The organism is Ruania halotolerans, assembly GCF_021049285.1.
Lineage (GTDB): Bacteria > Actinomycetota > Actinomycetes > Actinomycetales > Beutenbergiaceae > Ruania > Ruania halotolerans.
In genome coordinates this window covers 4,074,326-4,092,477 of sequence record NZ_CP088017.1, presented here as the reverse complement: position 1 = coordinate 4,092,477, position 18,152 = coordinate 4,074,326, and the positions used below count along the sequence as shown (strand labels likewise).

The following is an 18,152-nucleotide window of genomic DNA, read 5'->3' as shown; positions in this document are numbered from 1 at the left end:
GTCCCTCCCTCTACTTGCGCTCATCGCGGATCGTCATCCTGCCGGAAGAACACCACGAGCAGGCGCATCACAAGGATCACCGACCCAGCCAGCAGCGCGGTAGCGAGCACATGGAACAACCCCACCTCCTCCGTGACCATCGGCCCCGGAGCCACCAGGAACATCACCGTGGCCATCACCCCCGCTGTTGCAGCGAGGATGGTCAGCAACCCCTGGTGCCACAGCCGCATCACGAACCTGCGGTCCGCGGGATCGGCGAGCAGGCGCGTGTTCACCTGCAGCCGGCCATGCTCGGCAGCGTCGGCGATTCGCTCCATCCGGCGTGGCAGGCGCCGGAGCACCGGAAGCAGGGTCACCAGCTCCGACTCCACAGTGCGGCGCAACGCTGCCGGTTCCAGGTTCGACTCCAACCGCGCCCGGCTCGCCTCCCTGGCACCGCGGACCAGGTCGAACTCGGGATCGATCACCCCGAGCGTGCCATCCAGTGTGGCCAACGCGCGGAACGCGGCGGCCAGTTGCGGCGGGATTCCCAACCGGTGGCGGGCCACCAGGCGGAACAACTCGGCCATGGCCCCGGCCACATTCGAGGTGGCCGTTCCCGCGCCGGTGGAGTCGGTGAACCGGAGCAGGATCTCCCCCAGTTCTTGCTCCAATGTGCGCTCATCCACCCGCTCCGGGCGATTGACCGCCTCTAGGAGTGCGTCCGAGGCAGCCAGGGAATCACCGGTGCCGAGAGCGGCGAGCAACCGGGTCAGGCTGGAGCGCGACTGGGAACCCAGGCGGCCCACGGAGCCGAGGTCGAGCATCGCGAGCCTGCCCCGTCCATGGGCAGCCGAGACGTCCACGAGCAGGTTGCCCGGATGGAGATCCACGTGGAACACCCCGTGCAGGGTGACCTGGTCGAGCATCACCCGCAGCAATTCACCCGCGAGCTCTCCTCGGCGCTGCGGCCCCAGCCCGGCCAGCGCATGCTGGGCGTCCCCGAGCGGGGCCCCGTCGAGGCGTTCCATCACGAGCAACCGGGAGGTGCACGCGCCTTCCCACACGCGCGGAACCCGGATATCGCGCGCTCCGGAAGTCTGCAGCCCCGCGGCGATCGTGGCCAGGTTGTTCCGTTCGATCCGGAAGTCGAGCTCCTCACCCAGCGCCTCAGCGAACCCGTTCACCAGATCGGTCAACCCCAGGTCGGCTGCCCACGCCGTGCGTGCGGTGAGAACGGTCGCGAACCGGCCGAGGATCTCCAGATCCTGAGAGACCTGGGCGGAGATCCCGGGGCGCTGCACCTTGACCACCACCCGATCGCCGTCGGCAGTGGTGGCGGCGTGCACCTGCGCGATCGATGCGGCCGCCAACGGCTGCGGCTCGATCGTGGCGAACACCTCCAGTGGCGGTGCGCCCAGCTCGTCCGTGATCACCCGCTCCACCACCGGCCACTCCAGGGCGGAGGCGTCATCCTGCAGTCGCGTGAGCTCGGCGATGAACTCGGCAGGAAGGAGGTCTCGGCGTGTGGAGAGCTGCTGTCCGAGCTTGACGAAGGTCGCCCCGCCGTCCTCCAGCGCGCGACGCAAGGAGCGAGCCAGGGCGCGGCGTTCCTCCGAGGTGCGTACCCCCCGGTGGGAACCGCCGCGGAGGAACCGGACGAGGCCGTGGCGGATCACCACGCGCAGCAGCTTCAGGTATCGACCGCTGCGACGCACGCGGCCGCGCAGCGACCGCCAGGCCGTGACCGGGCCCGGCAATGACCCGTCCGGGATCAGCATCTCGATCGTGGCGAGGGCGAACATCGCCAGGATCAGAGCAAAGGCAGCGGTCAATGTGGCGTAGAGCGCGAGGGTGAGCACATCGCCCTCTGTGGCGGGAGGAGAGAGCAGCGCACCCAGCACGGCCGGGCCTGCAGTGGCTCCGATCAGGGCAGCCACCACGGTGCGGAGCAGACTGAGCCGGACGCCCATCACACGGCGCACGAACAGACCGAACAGCACCACGGAGAACACCACTGACCACAACGTCAGTTGTGCGCCAAGGAAGTCGACCATGCCCTCATCCTGCCGTACGCGCCCCCTGTGCGGACCGCCCGGATCGTGCCAGCACCCGGGCCCAGGCGCGGGTGAGCTCGGGTCCATACCGGTGCCCACGACCGAACGGCAGGTCGCCCGCCCGCGGTAAGGCGGCGAACACCTGCAGGTAGGACAGCAGCGGCCGCCATGGCCCACGATACGGCGGCGCAGCGGCGTACCCGTCACAGGCCGCCGGGCGCCAGCGCAACGGTCTGACCAGCAGGCGCAGCGTGAACCAGACCACCGCGTCATCACGATGGCGGACGACGTCGATGTGCGCCGGCCCGTCCCACTCGACGCTCCCCGGGGGGCTCACCAGGAGCCCTCCGTCGACGGCCGCCGCCAGCTGCGGTCGTTGCGCGAAGGCAGTCCGGATAGCCGCCGCCCCGAGGCTCTCCCCGTGGACGAGCAGGCGGACCCGCCCGCCGTGACGGCGCACAACGGCCGCGGCATCACTCGCAGCAGCGATGGCCGCTCGCGCCGTACGGGCGGGCAGCCAGGGCCGGAACAGCGCAACCGCCCAACTCGGCAAGCGGGAGTACTGAAGCGCGATGATCGTGACGGGTCCGCTCGTCGCGCGCTGCAGGCCCTCGACGACATGCGGGTTGACCCAACCTGACCCCGTGGTCACCACCAGGACGACCACACCGCCGGATCCGGTCATCCCCTGCTGCAGCGCTTCGCGCAGGAGCCGGAGCCGGGCCGAGAGCGTGCTCGCGTGCCGCACTCCCACATACATTCCGACCACATCCGGTGACCGGACGGCGCTGTGGAACTCGCGCTCATGCCGGCCAGCACCTCTCGACCGCCGCGGAGCTCCCAGCAGGGCTGCGGCCCCGAAACCCCATGCCATCAGAACGACCGGCGACTCCTGCGGTGTCGCGCCGTATCCCTGGCGGAGCGAGTTCAGGGTCACCGCGGTGCCCATCACGGCCACCACACCGTGGCACAGGGGCCGTCCGAGCAACGGAGCTGCGTCGCACTGCCGGTGACCACGCAGGGTGAACTCGACATCTGCCATCCAACGTGCCCATGCCGTTGTCGCGGCGTGGTACTGGCCGGATTCGCGGGCCACGCGCAGTTCGTCGTAGGCGAGGTCGTGGACTTGGCAGGCCGCCCGCAATCCGAACGGAACGGTCACCGGTACTGAGCACTCGCCGTCGGCACGGAACCGTTCCTGCCCTTCCTCGCCTTCCCGGGTGGAGGGTTGGTACTCCAATGGCTGGCCCTGGGCGAGCTGAGACGCGGTCGGTGCCTCGATGGTGACCGCGTGCAGGAACGCGAGAGCCCCTGGCATCGCCATCATCAGACCGACGATGGCGATGGCACCGATGAGGAGGATGCGGAAGGAACGCAGGATCCGGAAGAGCACCTACCTGACGTTAGGCACACGGCGCCCGCACCGAATCGGCCTGTGTGCTGAAGCGTGCCCCCGACCTAGGAGGGTGGTGTGGCCCACCCCATACCCCAGTAGGGGGTGCGTTCACCCGTGAGGCTGGCGACAACGACGTCCCGCACTGTCTATCGTCGACGGATGGCGACGAGTGCAGCGCCCGGGCGGGCACAGACGGCCCGGCACTGGGCCACCGAGTGCGGGCGCGCCCTCCGGGCCGCGCTGGTGTCCACCGCCGTACCGGCACGCACGCGCCGATGGTTGCAGATCGTGGGCGTCTCGATCGGCGCCTTCGTGTTGGTGCTCACCGTGGCTCTGCGCCAGCCCACCACGCCCGCGTGGCCGACGATCGCGCTCTCGGCCGCCGCACTGAGCTGGATGCTCGCCCCGTTCCTGCCACTGCTGGGGTGGCGGTGCGCCGCCGTTCTCCACCTTGCACTCACGGTGACCGCGCTCCTCGACCAACCGCGGGTCGATCCCTCCACCTGGCCGAGCAGTGCGCTCGTGGTCTCCTGCCTGTGGGTCGCCTCACGTCACGATGCCCCCGAACGCCGGGGAGCCGCGGTATGGTCCTTCCTCCTGATCGCCCTCGGACCGTACGGCCTCGAACGACCGGTCTGGCTGGTGCTGCTGGTCGCCGGGGTGCTGGTGATCGATGCCACCCGGACCCGTCGCGCCGCTCAGCGGGCGGAGCAACAGGCTCGCGAAGAAGCACGTGCGGCGCAGGAGCAGGAGCGTGCCGGTGCTGAGCGGTCTCGGATCGCTCGAGATCTGCACGATGTGGTGGCCCACCACATGTCCCTGGTAGCTGTTCGCGCCGAGACTGCGCCCTACCGGATCAAGGAACTGCCTCCCGCGGCCGCCGCCGAGTTGAGTGAGATCGCTGGACTGGCCCGCGGCGCATTGCAAGAGGTCCGCGGCGTCCTGACCGTTCTGCGCGATTCCGAGGCTCCGCGGGCACCCCAACCGGGAGTGGCCGACCTCGCCGACCTGATCGAGACCGCCCGCGCGGCGGGTAGCACCGTGTATGCGCAGTGGCCACGGGTCTGGCCGGAGCTCAGCGGGGCAGCACAACTGGCGCTCTACCGCGGGATTCAGGAGGCCCTCTCCAACGCCCGGCGGCACGCTCTCGGCGCTCCGGTGTGGATCACGGTGACCACGGACCATTCCGAGAATGACCCGCCGGGTGCCGTGGTGCGGGCCACGGCTTACAGCGGTACCGGCGCAGAGGACGCTCAGGTCCCGACGGCGGAGGTTCCCGTGGGCGCTGACCCGGCCTGGTATGGCCACGGGTTACGTGGAGTGGCCGAGCGCGTGCGTGCGGCCGGTGGGGAATTCGCTGCCGCCTCGGTTCCGGACGGCTTCGTCCTGCAGTTCACTCTGCCGCGCGCAGGCATGGTGGTGTGATGACGATCCGAGTCATCGTGGTGGACGATCAGTCCATGGTGCGGGCCGGGTTCTCCGCACTCCTCGATGCCCAGCCGGGTATTGAGGTGATCGCCGATGCATCCGACGGCGCTGCTGCCGTGGCGCTGGCGATCGACATGCGCCCGGACGTGGTGCTCATGGACGTACGGATGCCTGGGATGGACGGCATCACCGCCACCAGCCAGATCACTCGGGCCACGGCCGCGCACGTTCTGGTGCTCACCACTTTCGACCTCGATGAGTACGTTCTCGATGCACTGCGCGCCGGTGCCGCCGGGTTCCTGCTCAAAGATGCGACCGCTGCCGAGCTCACTGAGGGCGTGCGCACGGTCGCCGACGGGGACGCGCTGCTGGCCCCCGTCGTTCTCAAGCGCCTCGTCGCCGATCTGGTGCGGCGTCCGCAGATCCCGGCACGTGAGCTGAAGGTACTCACCCCCCGGGAGCGAGACGTCCTGGTGCTCATTGCCGCGGGGCTGTCGAACGCCGAGATCGCCGCTCGGCTCACCTTGGCGGAGCAGACGGTCAAGGGCCACGTCAGTGCCGTCCTGCAGAAACTCCAGCTGCGTGATCGTGCGCAAGCGGTGGTGGTCGCCTACGAAACCGGACTCGTGGCTCCCGGTGATGCAGGCAATGGGGGCACCCGTTGAGCAGAGGGTGACCGCGTTGCGTCATCGGAAGCGGGACGGGCTCAGTTCGGCGCTCTCCAATCGCCGGCGCAGAACCGGTGTGGCGAGCGCCCGATAGGAGGCATCCACCAGTTCGAACACTTCCGACCAATCCACGTCTTCGGCGGCGGCGCCCCCATGTGCCAGGTCCCAGCCGATCCATCCGGCTGGACCCTAGTACGCCGGCGTATAGCTGCGCGGATCCTGCTCCAGCGCCAGTCGCTCAGCGTCGTCGGGTAGCACCAGGATCGAGTGGTCATAACGGATACGCTCGGCGGCACTTCCTTTCGTACCGCCGCCGTAGACGGTGAAGACTTTCGCGGCCCGGAACGTGGGCCTGCCATGGCTGACCTTCTCCTCAGCCTCGGGAAAGGCCAGACAGAGCTGCCGGACCCGGTCGAGGTAGGGGTCGTCGTCATCGAACATGTGGGGATGCGGCATCGCTGGGGAACCTCCTGGCGGCCATCCTGCCACTGAGTCCCGACAACTGGCGTCGGCTGCGCGATTCCGCGGACCGAGCCGCTACCGTGGGGCTCATGGCACGTACGCTCACCGAGCGGGCGCACGCAGCCGTCGAGGTCGTCCAGGAGAACCCGGTCCGATTCTGGGATCACGTGTTCTTCTTCCTGGGCACAGTGGCCTGCGGCTGGCTAGCGTTCCTGCTCATCCATCAGCTCCTCACCGAGGGCTGGCGACACCTGTGGGCGTTCTTCCCGTTCTGGGTGATCGTGACGTATCTGCTGCTGCCGCGATTGCATCGGCTGCTCACCCGCGTGTACGTGCCGAACTACTTCATCGGCCGGTCGAGGACTCGCGAAGGGCTGCTCGGGGACCCGGTGAACCTGGGCTTCCGCGGCAGCGAGGAGCAGATCCATGCGGCGATGCTGCGGGCCGGCTGGCACCGCGCCGACGAGATCAACCTCGAGTCGAGCCGCCGGATGATCGCCTCTACCCTGTTGCAGCGCAGCTACCCGGATGCCCCGGTGAGTCCGCTGTTCCTGTTCGGGCGGCGGCAGCAGTTCACCTATCAGCAGGAGGTGGAGGGCAATCCGGCGCAACGTCATCACGTGAGGTTCTGGCCGTGTCCGACCGGCTGGCGGCTGCCCGGTGGTAAGAAGGTGGACTGGCTCGCCGCCGGAACCTATGACCGGGCCGTGGGTCTGTCCCACTTCACGCTGCAGTTCACGCACCGGATCGATGCGGAGATCGATGCCGAACGTGACCACATCCTGTCCACGCTCACCGCACCCGGTACCGGTAATGACGCCATCGTGGTCAAACATCTGCGCAACTTCTCCACCGGCTATCACCATCGCAACGGCGGCGGCGACGCGATCCGCACCGATGGCGATCTGCCGATTGTGGACCTGCGTGCCACTCGCGGGCCGACCGGTGCGGTGGCTGAGGAGATCCAGCGCGACGATGCCGATGCCCATCAACGGCGGGCCATCCCGTTGACCGTGGCGTTCGGGATGTTGCTCATGGTGCTGCGCGTGGTGACGGGTGTCATCGGACTGGCGTGGGTGGCCGGCCTCAGCCCGGCACAGGTGGAGAAGCTCAGCGTGGTCCCCCCGCTGGTGCAGGCTGGTATCGCCCCCGAGGCAGTGTTCCTCATCCTGCGGGTGGCCCTGATGGCCTATCTGCTCGCCTACCTGGTGCTGGCCGGGTTCATCTACCGCCGGGCGAACTGGGCGCGAATGGCCACCCTCATGCTGGGTGCGATCGGCGTGCTCGCCTACGCGGTGCTGTGGATCCTCGGCGCCCCCGAGGCAGCGCTAGCCAGTCAGCTGCTCGGCACATCTGTGGAGATCCTGGTGCTGCTGGCCCTCTCCGGCGAGACGGCGCGCGTGTTCACCCGTGGGCAGTCAGCAGAAGGGGAGAAGGCCTGACTCAGCCGAGCAGCAGCCAGAGGGCCACGGCAACGGCGAGGACCGCGAGTGCCGCGAGCAGCCCGGGCAGGCGGTGGGGAGTCGCTGAGGGGTGCGTCTGCCCGGGTCCGGAGCTACTCCCCGACGGCGCAGGTGCGGCGGCCGTCTCGCCTTCAGCGGGCGGGACGCCGGGTGGGGTGTGGGGTTGGTCGTCAGGAGCCTCGTCGTCCTCCAGCGAGGCAGCAGGTGCGTCCGCCAGCCCAGCCATCGGCGCCTGCGCATCCAGGACCAGGTCCGGCAGTGTGGCGCGCAGCGCGGCGGCTGCCTCGGCCGAGAGGCCGATGGCATCCCCGGCAGCTCCGACCACGGTGCTGCCCTGATCGACGACGCTGGCTCCGCCGTCAGGATCGTGCCGTGTCGAGGCAGTCGTGGTGCTGGCCGTGCTCTCGAGCACCTCGAGATCGGCAACCACGACGGTCACGTTGTCGCGGGTGCCTATCTCGAGCGCGGCATCGACCAATCGCTGCGCCGCCTCCTCAAGGTCCGGCACAGCGAGCAGCTCGCCGATCTGCTCGGCGGGGAGATAGTCGGAGAGCCCGTCCGAGCACAACAGCAACCGGTCACCGACCTGAAGCTGCACGTCGATGATGTCCAGATCTGCACCACCAGGCTGATCGTCCAGCGATTTCACCAACATGGACCGATAGGGATGGGTGCGCGCACGTTCCGGAGTGAGCTGACCGGTCTCCACCAGCCGCTGGACATGGGTGTGGTCGGTGGTGACCTGGTAGAGCGACTCCTCGCGCAGCGCATAGACGCGGGAATCGCCGATGTGCCCCACCGTCACCCCGTCACCATCGCAGGCCGCCGCGAGCAGCGTGGTGCCCATCGACTCGAGCATCGGATCCGCTTCGGACATGCTGTGTAGCGCCCGGCGGGTGCGACGGCCGGCATCGAGGATGGCATCGGCGGCCGTGACGCCTGCGACCAACTGCGTGGTCAACCCGGCGAAGACGCGCATCGCCGTGGCCGAGGCAACCTCGCCTGCAGCATGGCCGCCCATTCCGTCCGCGAGCAGAAGCAGACGATCACTGCCGAATGCGGAGTCCTCGTTATTCGTGCGGACGGTTCCGAGGTCAGTGCTCAGGGCGTAGCGGAACCTCACCGCCATCGTGCACCGCCTCTGAGATTGAGTCCGTCGTTGCCCTCACACCCTACCGCTCAAAGCACTTCACGACGTTGCAGGTAGCGCAGCGCCCACCATCCGAGGGGGACCCGGATCCAGAAGGTCAGCACCCGGAACAGCACGGCCACTGAGGCCGCGGCCGCAGTCGCGATACCCGCTGTGGTCAGACCCGTGGACAGGGCGAACTCGACGGTGCCGATACCGCCGGGAGTTGGTATCGCGGAGCCGACGGCCGTCCCGGTGAGGAACACGACGGCCAAGGACGTCAGCGGCAGGCTCTGCCCGAAGGCCGCCAGCGCGGCACCGAACGCGGCCAGGAAGCCGATCGTCATGATCAGGTTGCCACCGATGGCCATCACGATCCGGTGTGGTTGCCCGATCACCCAGACCAGCCGTGGCCAGACCTGCTGCAGCGTGGGTTTCGTCTTCTTGATCACCCATCGGCGCAACGAACCCACCGCGAAGACGGCACCGGCGAGCACCAGGACCGCACCCACCACCACCAGCACCGCCCCGGAGGGGAGCTGCTGCAGGGCACTGGAACTGCCGGTGAGGAGTGCGATCGCGAGCAAGAGGAGCACGGTGGTGACGAACTGAGACACCTGAAGGAGCGCCACTGTGGCCAGCGCCACCGGAGTCTGCACGCCGCGTTTCTGCATGAACCTCAGGTTCAGGGCGGCCGGCCCCACGCCCGCCGGTGCCACCAGTGTGATGACGGAGGCGGCCACCTGCACGAGGATGGTGCGCCACAGGCCGAGCCGGTCGGGTGAGAGGGCCACCAGGCCCATCGCCGAACCCAGGTAGGTGAGTAGGCCAAAGGCGAACGCCACCACCAACCACAACGGATTCGCCTGTGCCACCACATCGGCGATCTGTTGGAAGTTGAGTGTGGTGAGCACCACCCACCCGGCCACCACCGCCACCGTGAGGGTGATGGCCGTCCGGGCGGTGAACCGGGCGATCTGGATCGGCTGCACGTGGCCTGCGGTCGGGATGAACGCCACCAGGTGGGTCCGCAGCTCGGCCATCAGGTCCTTCGCCGCCCGGGCTTCGGTGCGCGTCTGTGCCGGTAGCGCGATGGGCTGCAGCAGCGGAGCGATTTCGGCCAGTCGCGCGATCGAAAGCGCCCGCGAAGCAGCCGCGACCGCACGTTCGGCACCCACCCGCAGTGCGAAGAGTGTGAGCAACTGGGCCAGGTCCACGCGTCGCGCCAACGATCCGGAGGCGATCTCCCCCTCCTCCCAACCGTTCAGCCAGACCTCGCCGGCCCGACCTCCGCTGGTCACCACGTGCACCGTGTCAGCGGAGATGTTGCGGTGCGCGAGCCCGGCCCGGTGCGCCCGCCCGAGCTGCTCCCATGCGCTGTGCATCATCTCGTCAGTGATCGACTCCGCAGCGATGTCCGAGACCTGCCGGGCGCCGGGGACGTGCTCACCCAGGAGCAGCACCGATGCGCCCGCTTCGGCGATCCCGTGCAGCCGGGGGCAGTTCACTCCGGCAGCTGCGGCGGCGTAGTACATCAAGGAGGCCCGCTCGGCGGATTGGCGCAGAGACACGGTGGCGCGGCGGTCGAGGCCGCGGCGGGCGAGCGTCGAGAGCAGTGCGTTCAGCCAGCCGATCACCTGCCGGTCCGCATCCAGGACGACGGCGTCCCAGCGCACGCCGTCGGCATCCGTGACCGCGTACACGCGGTTCGCCCCCTCGCGCTCGGTGGCCACGGTGGCCGAATCCTGCACGTGATCCGGGACGGCGGGTGGCTCGGCCGCACCGGTGGATCCGGATGCCCACGAGGGCGGCGGAGTCGCGCCTTTGTCATCGCTGCTGTCGCTGTCGCTGTCGCTGTCGGTGCGGTCGGTGCTGGCTGTGCCGCTACGGGCGTGCGTGGGTTCCGTGCCATCCAGGAGGGTCGAGCCGTGATCGTCTGCGGCGCGTGCCGCGGCCTCCTCCGCTTCCACCCGGGCAGCTGTGGCCCGGTTCGCCGTCATCCCCTCGGGTACGTAGCCGATGGGGTTCGAGACCGTGATGGTCTCGCGTGGCAGAGCCGCGTGGTCCGTGGTATCGCCGATCCGGATCACACTGACCGCATCGACTCCTGCGCGCCGGATCCCTTCGACCAGCGTGATTCCGTGGGCGCGCTCACTGCGCACTCCGGAGGCGTACCGCATGCCGAGCCCCACCGCACGTCCGAGTAGCACCGAGACCAGGGCGCCCACCAGCGTTGCCTCGCCGGCGATGACCGAAACCACCAGGACGATCCAGAGCAGGTTCCACGAGATCGCCACCAGGCGGCGCCTCGAGCGGGTTCCGATCGCGGTGAGGAAGGCGGCCAGTCCGGCCACCATCGGCGTCACGGTCATCACCCATTCCCCGCCCTCGAGCAGGTGCAGGGCCCGCAGTACCTCTTCTGGGGCGAAGGACTCCAGCAGCCAGCTGGCTCCCGCCGTCACCAAGACGGCGGCGAATGCGGCGGCGAGCGCGTCCAGGATGTTGCGTGCCTGGCGCCGCAGGATCTGATCCACGATGACCACGATCGGGAGAATCAGAGTGAGGAAGCCCTCGATCGCGTTCATCGGCAGCAGCAGGATGTTGCGCACCACCTGGGAGAACACGGACTGCACATCGCGAGTCACGCCGGTGGTGGTGCCGTAGGCATACACCGAGAGGGCGAGCACCACCACCACGGCCACCAAGGTGGTGAGCATGAGGACCAGATCCATGGGGCGGCGGACGCGGGTCAGCGGTGCGTCCAGCAGCGAGACCGAGCGCACCGGGCCGTGGGGCGGCGCCGGTGTGTCAGAGGTCTGGCCAGCCATGATCTCGATGGTAAGTGAGGGGCGTGACAGTCCTCGGGTCATTTCCGGCACTGAACTGCCTGAGCCGGTGTGACGGCGATCACGAGCGCCGTGTGGTGGTCAGACCCCGAGGGCCTCCAGCCACGTCTCGGGGAGGTACTGGTACCCCACGAACGCCGCCACATCGAGCACAGTGTGCGCCACCACCAACGGCATCACTCGCCTGCGACCGAACCGGGAGAGGTAGAACAACGTGAAGATCACGCCCATGATGGCGTTCGCGGCGAAGGGGCCCCAGCCCTGGTACAGGTGATATCCGCCGCGAATGAGCGCCGACGTGGCCACGATGGCAGGGATGCCCCAGCGCTTCTCGCCGAGCCGTTCCACGAGGTAGCCGACCACGATCACCTCCTCCACGAGTGCGTTCTTCAGTGCCGCCAGGATCAACACCGGAACGGTCCACCAGTACGGGTCGAGCCCGGATGCCTGTACCGCGACCGTGATCCCGAGCGCACGGCCGGCCAGGTACAGGCCGAGCCCGGGGATTCCGATCAGTGCACCGAGCGCGACGCCCCACCCGAGATCGCTGACCGGGCGCCGCAGGTCCAGCCCGATCCGGCGGAAGGCGCTGCGCCCGGAGTCGCTGAGCAGGTAGAGCACCAGGGCCACCGGGACCAGCGCGAAGGCCACCGAGAGCACCTGGTAGGTCAGATCAAGGTAGGGGCGCGGCGATTGGGAGGTGTTCAGGGCGGTGGTCTGTTCCCCGAGTGGGCCGCGAGTCAGTGCGGCGATGATCGCCACCACGGCATACACCGCGGACTTGCCCAGACTCAGGCCGAGCACGATCCAGATCTCGGCGGTCAGGCGCTTCGAACGAGCCCGGCTACTCGGCGGTGGGGCCACCGGTGCAGTTTCCATGGCGTCCAGTCTGTCTGCTTCTTGTGCCGCGCGGCGTGTGCGAATCGACTGACATCGCCTGAACCGACTGACAGGCGAGAGGACGTCGACTCGATCGGGGCAGCTCGATTCCTATGATCGCGTGCTCAAGGGTGGGCGACGATGGCCGGCGGCCGATGCTGACGAAGCCACGCCTCCGTCTGAGCGACGTGGGCAGCGGCAGCGGCGGAGGCCGCCAGCGGATCGCGCGCCCGCAACCCCTGCCAGATGGCTCGGTGGCCGGCGTCGGAGAGCCGCTTCACCTCGTCACCATCCTGCGTGCTGAACAGATGGTAGGCACGCGAGCGGGACCGCAGCACTGAGACCATCGCTGCGAACGCACTGTTCGCGCCCACTTCCACGATACGCAGGTGGAACTCGTGATCGAGGCGGGACTGCTCGGCGTCGTCCGTTGTGGCCTCGAGTTCGTCCAGGAGTTCGGCGAGCTGAACCAAGGTGGCCTCGTCGATCCGCGCGGCCGCCAGCGTTGCCGCGTGCGCTTCCAAGGCGCGCCGCAGTTCGGTGAGCTCCAGCAGCGAGTCCAGCGGGAGTAGGCCCACGGTGAGCGAGAGGTTCTCCAGGATCGGCGCTGCGCGCAGATCGCCGACGTAGGTGCCCGATCCGTGCCTGGTGTCGAGCACCCCGAGGGCGGCGAGCATCCGGATGGCTTCACGCAGCGATCCGCGGGACACGCCGAACCGCTCACACAGCTCCGACTCGCTGGGGAGACGATCCCGCGGTTGCAGGTCTTCAGCCGCGATCAGAGTGCGCAATCCATCCAGCGCGGTCTCGAGTGCACGCATGTTGCCCCTTCCTCACTGATGGATCCTAGGCTAGAGTCCACGAGTTGTTCGACAAGTATCACCAATAGTGGTCTGATAGTGCAGTCAAAGTCGGCATTGGCGCTCAAGTCATCGAACAACATGCGGCCATGGAAAGAGGTGTGATGCACCAGGCAGCGTTGCGGTCAGCAGCGAGCGGCGTGCGCCTGCGCAGCCACCACCGCGCGCGGGACGCGTGGCCGCTCGACCCGGAGATCGTGCACCTCAACCACGGCTCGTTCGGTGCGGTGCCCACCGATGTGGTGCGGTACCAGGACGAGTTGCGGGCAGTGGGCGATCGCAGTCCGATTGGCTGGTACCCGCGGCTGGCCGAGTACGTGCTGCAGGCTCGCCACGAGATTGCCGCGTTCATCGGTGCCGATGCCGGCGATCTTGCGTTCGTCCCCAACGCCTCGGCCGCGGCGACCGTCGTCTTCAACAGTCTCCGGCTGGAAGCGGGCGAGGAGATCCTCGTGACCGACCACGGTTACGGCGCGGTGACCATGGGAGCGCGCCGCCTCGCTCGCCGGTTCGGTGCGAGCGTGCGCATCGTCGCCATCCCGTTATTCGCCGATGACGAGGAGGTCCTCACCCGGTTCGCCGCCGCCACCTCACCCCGGACCCGGCTCATCGTGGTGGATCAGATCACCTCACCGACCGCGCGCCGCTTCCCGGTCGCACAGATCGTTGCGCAGGCGCGCCGCTCCGGTGTGCGGGTACTCGTCGACGGCGCCCATGCCCCTGGTCTGATCGATGCGCCTGCCCGCTGCGGGGAGCCGGACTGGTGGTTCGGCAACCTGCACAAGTGGCCATGTGCCCCGCGCGGAGCCGCGGTGCTCGTCAGCGCCGCGGCCGATCGGGACGACCTGTGGCCGTTGATCGACTCCTGGGCTGCCGAGGAGCCCTTTCCCGCGCGATTCGACACCCAGGGAACGATCGACGCCACCAGCTATCTCGCCGCACCACGGGCGATCGCCTGGATGGAACGCGAGTACGGCTGGGCGGCCGCGCGCGAGACGATGTCCGAGCTGGCCGACCTCGGCGCCGCGATCATCGGCGAGGCCATCGCACCGCACCTCGACTCCGAGCCTGTGGTGATGGGTGTGGCGCCGGTGCCATCGATGCGTCTGGTGCGTATGCCGGACAGTCTCGCCGACAACCGCGAAGCGGCCGACGGACTGCGCGATGTGCTCGTCGATACGGCCGGGGTGGAGGCCGCATTCACCACCTTCGACGGGCGACCGTACCTGCGCCTCTCGGCGCACCTGTACACCGAGGTTGCCGACTTCCACCAGTTCGTCGAGCGCGGCATCCCGCTTGTGCTCGACGCAGCCGGGCCTGCTCGATCGGCTCGGCGTCCCCGTTCCCGCTCACCTCACCACACCCTCGAAGGAGAGGAATCATGACATACCGACGTTCCGCCGTCGCCACCACGGCCGGCCTGGCCATGCTGGCCCTGGCAGCCTGTTCCGGTGACTCGACCGACTCTGGCGAATCCGGCGATCAGGTGACTCTGCAGATGGTGGAGTCGCTCACCAACCCCGACCGTACGGTGTTGATCCGCGGCCTGCTCGACGATTTCGAGGCAGAGAACCCGGGCGTGGAGGTGGATCTCGTCTCCCCTCCGACCGAACAGGCGGACCAGACCATCCAGCAGATGCTGCAATCGGGCTCCGGGGTGGATGTGCTTGAGGTCCGCGACATCACGGTGGGCCCGTTCGCCAACAACGGCTGGCTGTACGACATGAGCGGTGACCTCGAAGGCTGGGACGGGTGGGAGGCCCTCACCGACAATGCCCGGGCCGTGGCAGAGGGCGACGGCGAGAGCTACTTCCTCCCGTACGGCTTCTATGGCCTTTCGCTCTTCTACCGCACCGACCTGGTGGAGGAGGCAGGTTTCGACGGGCCGCCGTCCAGCTGGGAGGACCTGCTTGAACAGGCCACCGCCATCCAGGACCCGGCCAGCAACACCTACGGGTACGCCTTCCGTGGCGGGCAGAACGCCAACGGCAATGTGACCGCCGCCATCAATGCCTATGTGATCGACGACCTCGACGTGGAAGACGCCTTCCGGATGAACGATGGCTCCACCATCTTCGCCGCCCCGGAGGCGTTGGATGCACTGGAGACGTATTTCGCACTGTTCGAGCAGGCGTCACCGCCTTCGGCGGTCTCCTGGGGATACCCCGAGATGGTGGAGGGCTTCAACAACGGTTCCACGGCGTTCTTGCTCCAGGACCCGGAAGTGATCGCCACCATCCAGGGTTCGGACACGCTCAGCGAGGACCAGTGGGACACCGCCCCGCTGCTGGTGGGACCGACCGGTCGCGCCGCCCAGCCGCTGGCAACAGCCGGATGGGGCGTCGCCGAGGGCAGTGAGCACCACGAGGAAGCGGTCGCCCTGGTGCAGTTCCTCGCCTCGGAGGGGCCGGCCACCGAGTTCGCGCAGGCGAACAGCCTGGTGCCGCCGATCGCCTCGGCAGCCGAGGACGAGTTCTACTCCGAGGGTCCGTGGACCAGCTACGTGACGATGACTGAGGACCCAGAGACGTACGTCAACGTGTCTCAGCCGCGCGGTGTGAGCTGGTGGACCGAGTGGATCCAGAAGGCCGATCAGGAGATCCAGAGCGTGCTGCTCGGGGAGATGACCCACGAGGAGCTGCTCGCCTCATGGGACGAGTTCTGGACCGAGAAGTACGCCTCCGCGGAGTGACCTGGTGACCACCCAGACCTCTCCCCTCAAGCGCCCCGCCGGTTCTGCCGGCGGGGCGGGCGAGGACCGACGGCGGCCCTTCCGTGCTCGCCACGGGCTCACCATCCTGGCGTTCCTGGCCCCGGCGATCGTGTTCGTCGGATGGTTCACCTACTACCCCATGCTCCGCGGTGCGACGATGGCGTTCCAGGATTGGAATCTCTGGGACCTGACGTCCACACCGTTCGTGGGGCTCGACAACTTCAGGACCATCCTGGCCGACCCCGTCTTTCCGACCGTCCTGCGGAACTCGGTGGTCTGGGTGCTCGGATCTTTGGTTCCGCAGCTTCTCATCGGGTTCGCACTCGCGCTGGCACTGCGCAAACGATTCCGGTTCCGTGGCGTGTATCAAGCGCTGGTGTTCTTCCCCTGGGCCGTCTCGGGATTCCTCATCGGGATGCTGTTCCGGTGGATGTTCAACGCGGAGTTCGGCGTGGTCAACGACCTGCTCGGCAAAGTCGGGCTGATCGATGCGCCCATCCCGTGGCTCGCCGACCCCACGCTCGCCTTGATCGCAGTGATCGTGGCGAACATCTGGTACGGCGTGACGTTCTTCGCAATCATGATCCTCGCGGCGCTGCAGTCCGTGCCCGAGGAAATGCTCGAGGCCGCCAGTATCGACGGTGCCGGCAAGGCACGGACCCTGTTCTCGATCATCATCCCGACCATCGCGATGACGCTGTTGCTGACCGTGCTGTTGCGGATCATCTGGATCTTCAACTTCCCGGACGTCATCTACGCGATGACCGGCGGTGGGCCGGCGAACCGCACCCACATCATCACCACCTGGATGATCAACTACACACAGCAGGGCAACTACGGTCTGGCCAGCGCCATCGGGCTCAGCGTGGTGGGCTTCCTGCTTGTCTTCTGCGCGTTCTACCTGCTGGCGATCCGGAAGGCGGACAACCAATGATGAGCGCGAGGAGCCCTCGCGTTCGGGCGCCGAGGGACGAGGCGCACCGGAGTGAGGCACCGCAGGGTTCAGGCCAGGAGGCGCTCACGGCGTCCCTGACGCCCGCCGCGACCGTCACCGGGCCCGGGGTCGATCGGCCGACGCCAAGGCGGATCACCCCTGGCGGTGTGCTGCGCGTGGTCGGGCTGGGTACATGGCTGCTGATCACCCTGTTCCCGCTGTACTGGATCGCGATCACCTCGCTGAAGGCCCCCGGGACGATCAGCCGCTTCCCGTTGGAGTACTGGCCCGGGGACCTGTCCCTGGGTAACTATCGCGGACTGTTCGAACAGAGCAACTTCGGGGTGTTCCTGGCCAACTCGGCAATCATCGCCACCACTGCGGGAGCCACTGCCACGCTGATCGCCCTGTTGAGCGCCTACGTCCTGGCACGGTTCCACTTCCGTTCCAAGGGTGCGGTGTTGATCGCGTTCCTGCTCACCCAGATGATCCCCGCGTTCATCGCGCTCGGCCCGCTGTACTCGATGATGTCCGAACTGGGTCTGGTGGATCGCAAGTTCGGCCTGGTGCTGGTCTACGTAGCGATCAGCATCCCGTTCTCCACGATCATGCTGCGCGGCTTCTTCCAGAACGTGCCGGATGCGCTGGAGGAGGCGGCGATGATCGACGGTTGCTCCCGGTTGGGGGCGCTGTTCCGGGTGATCGTGCCCGTCATGACACCGGGGATCATCGCAGCGTTCATCTTCAACTTCGTGAACTCGTGGAACGAGCTGTTCCTCTCGGTGGTGCTGATGCACGCGGAGTCGAACCGAACGGTGCCGGCGGCGCTCAACGGCTTCATTTCGACGTTCAACATCGATTGGGGATCGATGTCGGCAGCAGCGGTACTGACGATCTTGCCGACCATGGTGATGTTTGCCCTGGCCAGCAAGTGGATCGTGCAGGGCCTGACGGCCGGGGCAGTGAAGGGCTGACCCCTCTCGCCCACCACCCCCGGCGAGGTGCGGGGGTGCGGGGGTGCGGAGGCGCGGCCTGGCGTCAACCGTGGTTGACGACGTTAGCCGGGTCAATGTAGGTTGACGCGCATGGTCGATGAGGAGGTGGTCTCGATGAGTGCGCTCGCTCTGGCAACGGATGATGACGGCGATCTCTACCGTGCGTTGGACGCGCTGGTTCGACTGCGGCGGGAGGCGGACCGGCGCGAGGCGGTGCTGGTGCGCCGCGCCCGTGCACAAGGGCTGACCTGGGCAGAGATCGCCACACTGCTGGGCGTCTCGAAGCAGGCGGTGCACAAGAAGTACGGCGGATCGCGAATCGAGAAGCGGCCTGCCTGAACGC

The 18,152-nt window shown here is 68.0% G+C and carries 15 protein-coding genes; 8 read left to right on the top strand and 7 right to left on the bottom strand.

The genetic code is table 11. From position 1 onward, the window contains the following. Positions 1-20: 20 nt before the first annotated feature. Positions 21-2,036 carry an ABC1 kinase family protein gene (locus LQF10_RS18495; RefSeq protein ID WP_231065316.1) on the bottom strand — a complete coding sequence of 672 codons (2,016 nt, stop codon included), beginning with the start codon at positions 2,034-2,036 and terminating at the stop codon, positions 21-23. Positions 2,037-2,040: 4 nt separating this feature from the next. Then, the gene (locus LQF10_RS18490; RefSeq protein ID WP_231065315.1) at positions 2,041-3,429 is read right to left on the bottom strand and encodes an alpha/beta-hydrolase family protein; all 1,389 of its coding nucleotides are present in this window, start codon (positions 3,427-3,429) and stop codon (positions 2,041-2,043) included. A gap of 162 nt (positions 3,430-3,591) precedes the next feature. On the opposite strand from LQF10_RS18490, the gene LQF10_RS18485 reads away from it, so the two are divergent. Together LQF10_RS18485 and LQF10_RS18480 are read left to right on the top strand one after the other, a co-directional pair. Then, complete coding sequence (locus LQF10_RS18485; RefSeq protein WP_231065314.1) at positions 3,592-4,857, top strand: sensor histidine kinase; 1,266 nt, start codon at positions 3,592-3,594, stop codon at positions 4,855-4,857. Next, positions 4,857-5,525, top strand: coding sequence for a response regulator (locus tag LQF10_RS18480; protein WP_231065313.1), 669 nt, complete (start codon positions 4,857-4,859; stop codon positions 5,523-5,525). The genes LQF10_RS18485 and LQF10_RS18480 overlap by 1 nt, the downstream gene beginning before the upstream one ends. 192 nt (positions 5,526-5,717) lie before the next feature. On the opposite strand, the gene LQF10_RS18475 is transcribed toward LQF10_RS18480, so the two are convergent. After that, positions 5,718-5,984, bottom strand: a complete 267-nt coding sequence (locus LQF10_RS18475; RefSeq protein ID WP_231065312.1) for an MmcQ/YjbR family DNA-binding protein — start codon at positions 5,982-5,984, stop codon at positions 5,718-5,720. A 95-nt stretch (positions 5,985-6,079) separates the two neighbouring features. On the opposite strand from LQF10_RS18475, the gene LQF10_RS18470 reads away from it, so the two are divergent. Beyond that, positions 6,080-7,432: an LssY C-terminal domain-containing protein gene (locus LQF10_RS18470; protein WP_231065311.1), complete on the top strand. Its 1,353-nt coding sequence runs from the start codon at positions 6,080-6,082 to the stop codon at positions 7,430-7,432. Between the two features lies 1 nt (position 7,433). Here the strand turns inward: LQF10_RS18470 and LQF10_RS18465 are convergent, their stop codons facing one another. The 4 genes from LQF10_RS18465 to LQF10_RS18450 form a co-directional block, all read right to left on the bottom strand. Continuing rightward, positions 7,434-8,582, bottom strand: a complete 1,149-nt coding sequence (locus tag LQF10_RS18465; RefSeq protein ID WP_231065310.1) for a PP2C family protein-serine/threonine phosphatase — start codon at positions 8,580-8,582, stop codon at positions 7,434-7,436. Between the two features lie 50 nt (positions 8,583-8,632). Then, the gene (locus tag LQF10_RS18460; RefSeq protein ID WP_231065308.1) at positions 8,633-11,410 is read right to left on the bottom strand and encodes a lysylphosphatidylglycerol synthase transmembrane domain-containing protein; all 2,778 of its coding nucleotides are present in this window, start codon (positions 11,408-11,410) and stop codon (positions 8,633-8,635) included. A gap of 99 nt (positions 11,411-11,509) precedes the next feature. Beyond that, entirely contained in the window at positions 11,510-12,307 is a 798-nt protein-coding gene (locus LQF10_RS18455) for a CPBP family intramembrane glutamic endopeptidase (RefSeq protein ID WP_231065307.1), read from the bottom strand. 125 nt (positions 12,308-12,432) lie between these two features. Further along, positions 12,433-13,128: a FadR/GntR family transcriptional regulator gene (locus tag LQF10_RS18450; protein ID WP_231065306.1), complete on the bottom strand. Its 696-nt coding sequence runs from the start codon at positions 13,126-13,128 to the stop codon at positions 12,433-12,435. A 128-nt stretch (positions 13,129-13,256) separates the two neighbouring features. Here LQF10_RS18450 and LQF10_RS18445 point away from each other — a divergent pair, with 128 nt between their 5' ends. The 5 genes from LQF10_RS18445 (at position 13,257) to LQF10_RS18425 (ending at position 18,148) form a co-directional block, all read left to right on the top strand. Then, positions 13,257-14,552 (top strand): aminotransferase class V-fold PLP-dependent enzyme, encoded by a 1,296-nt coding sequence (locus tag LQF10_RS18445; protein ID WP_231065305.1) that lies wholly within the window; start codon positions 13,257-13,259, stop codon positions 14,550-14,552. Then, a complete protein-coding gene (locus LQF10_RS18440; RefSeq protein ID WP_231065304.1) occupies positions 14,549-15,859 on the top strand; it encodes an ABC transporter substrate-binding protein in 1,311 nt (436 codons plus the stop codon). Before LQF10_RS18445 ends, LQF10_RS18440 begins: the two co-directional genes overlap by 4 nt. A 4-nt stretch (positions 15,860-15,863) precedes the next feature. Further along, positions 15,864-16,814, top strand: a complete 951-nt coding sequence (locus LQF10_RS18435; protein WP_231065303.1) for a carbohydrate ABC transporter permease — start codon at positions 15,864-15,866, stop codon at positions 16,812-16,814. After that, entirely contained in the window at positions 16,814-17,788 is a 975-nt protein-coding gene (locus tag LQF10_RS18430; protein ID WP_231065302.1) for a carbohydrate ABC transporter permease, read from the top strand. The genes LQF10_RS18435 and LQF10_RS18430 overlap by 1 nt, the downstream gene beginning before the upstream one ends. A 111-nt stretch (positions 17,789-17,899) precedes the next feature. Continuing rightward, positions 17,900-18,148: a helix-turn-helix domain-containing protein gene (locus tag LQF10_RS18425; protein WP_435531415.1), complete on the top strand. Its 249-nt coding sequence runs from the start codon at positions 17,900-17,902 to the stop codon at positions 18,146-18,148. Positions 18,149-18,152: the final 4 nt, after the last annotated feature.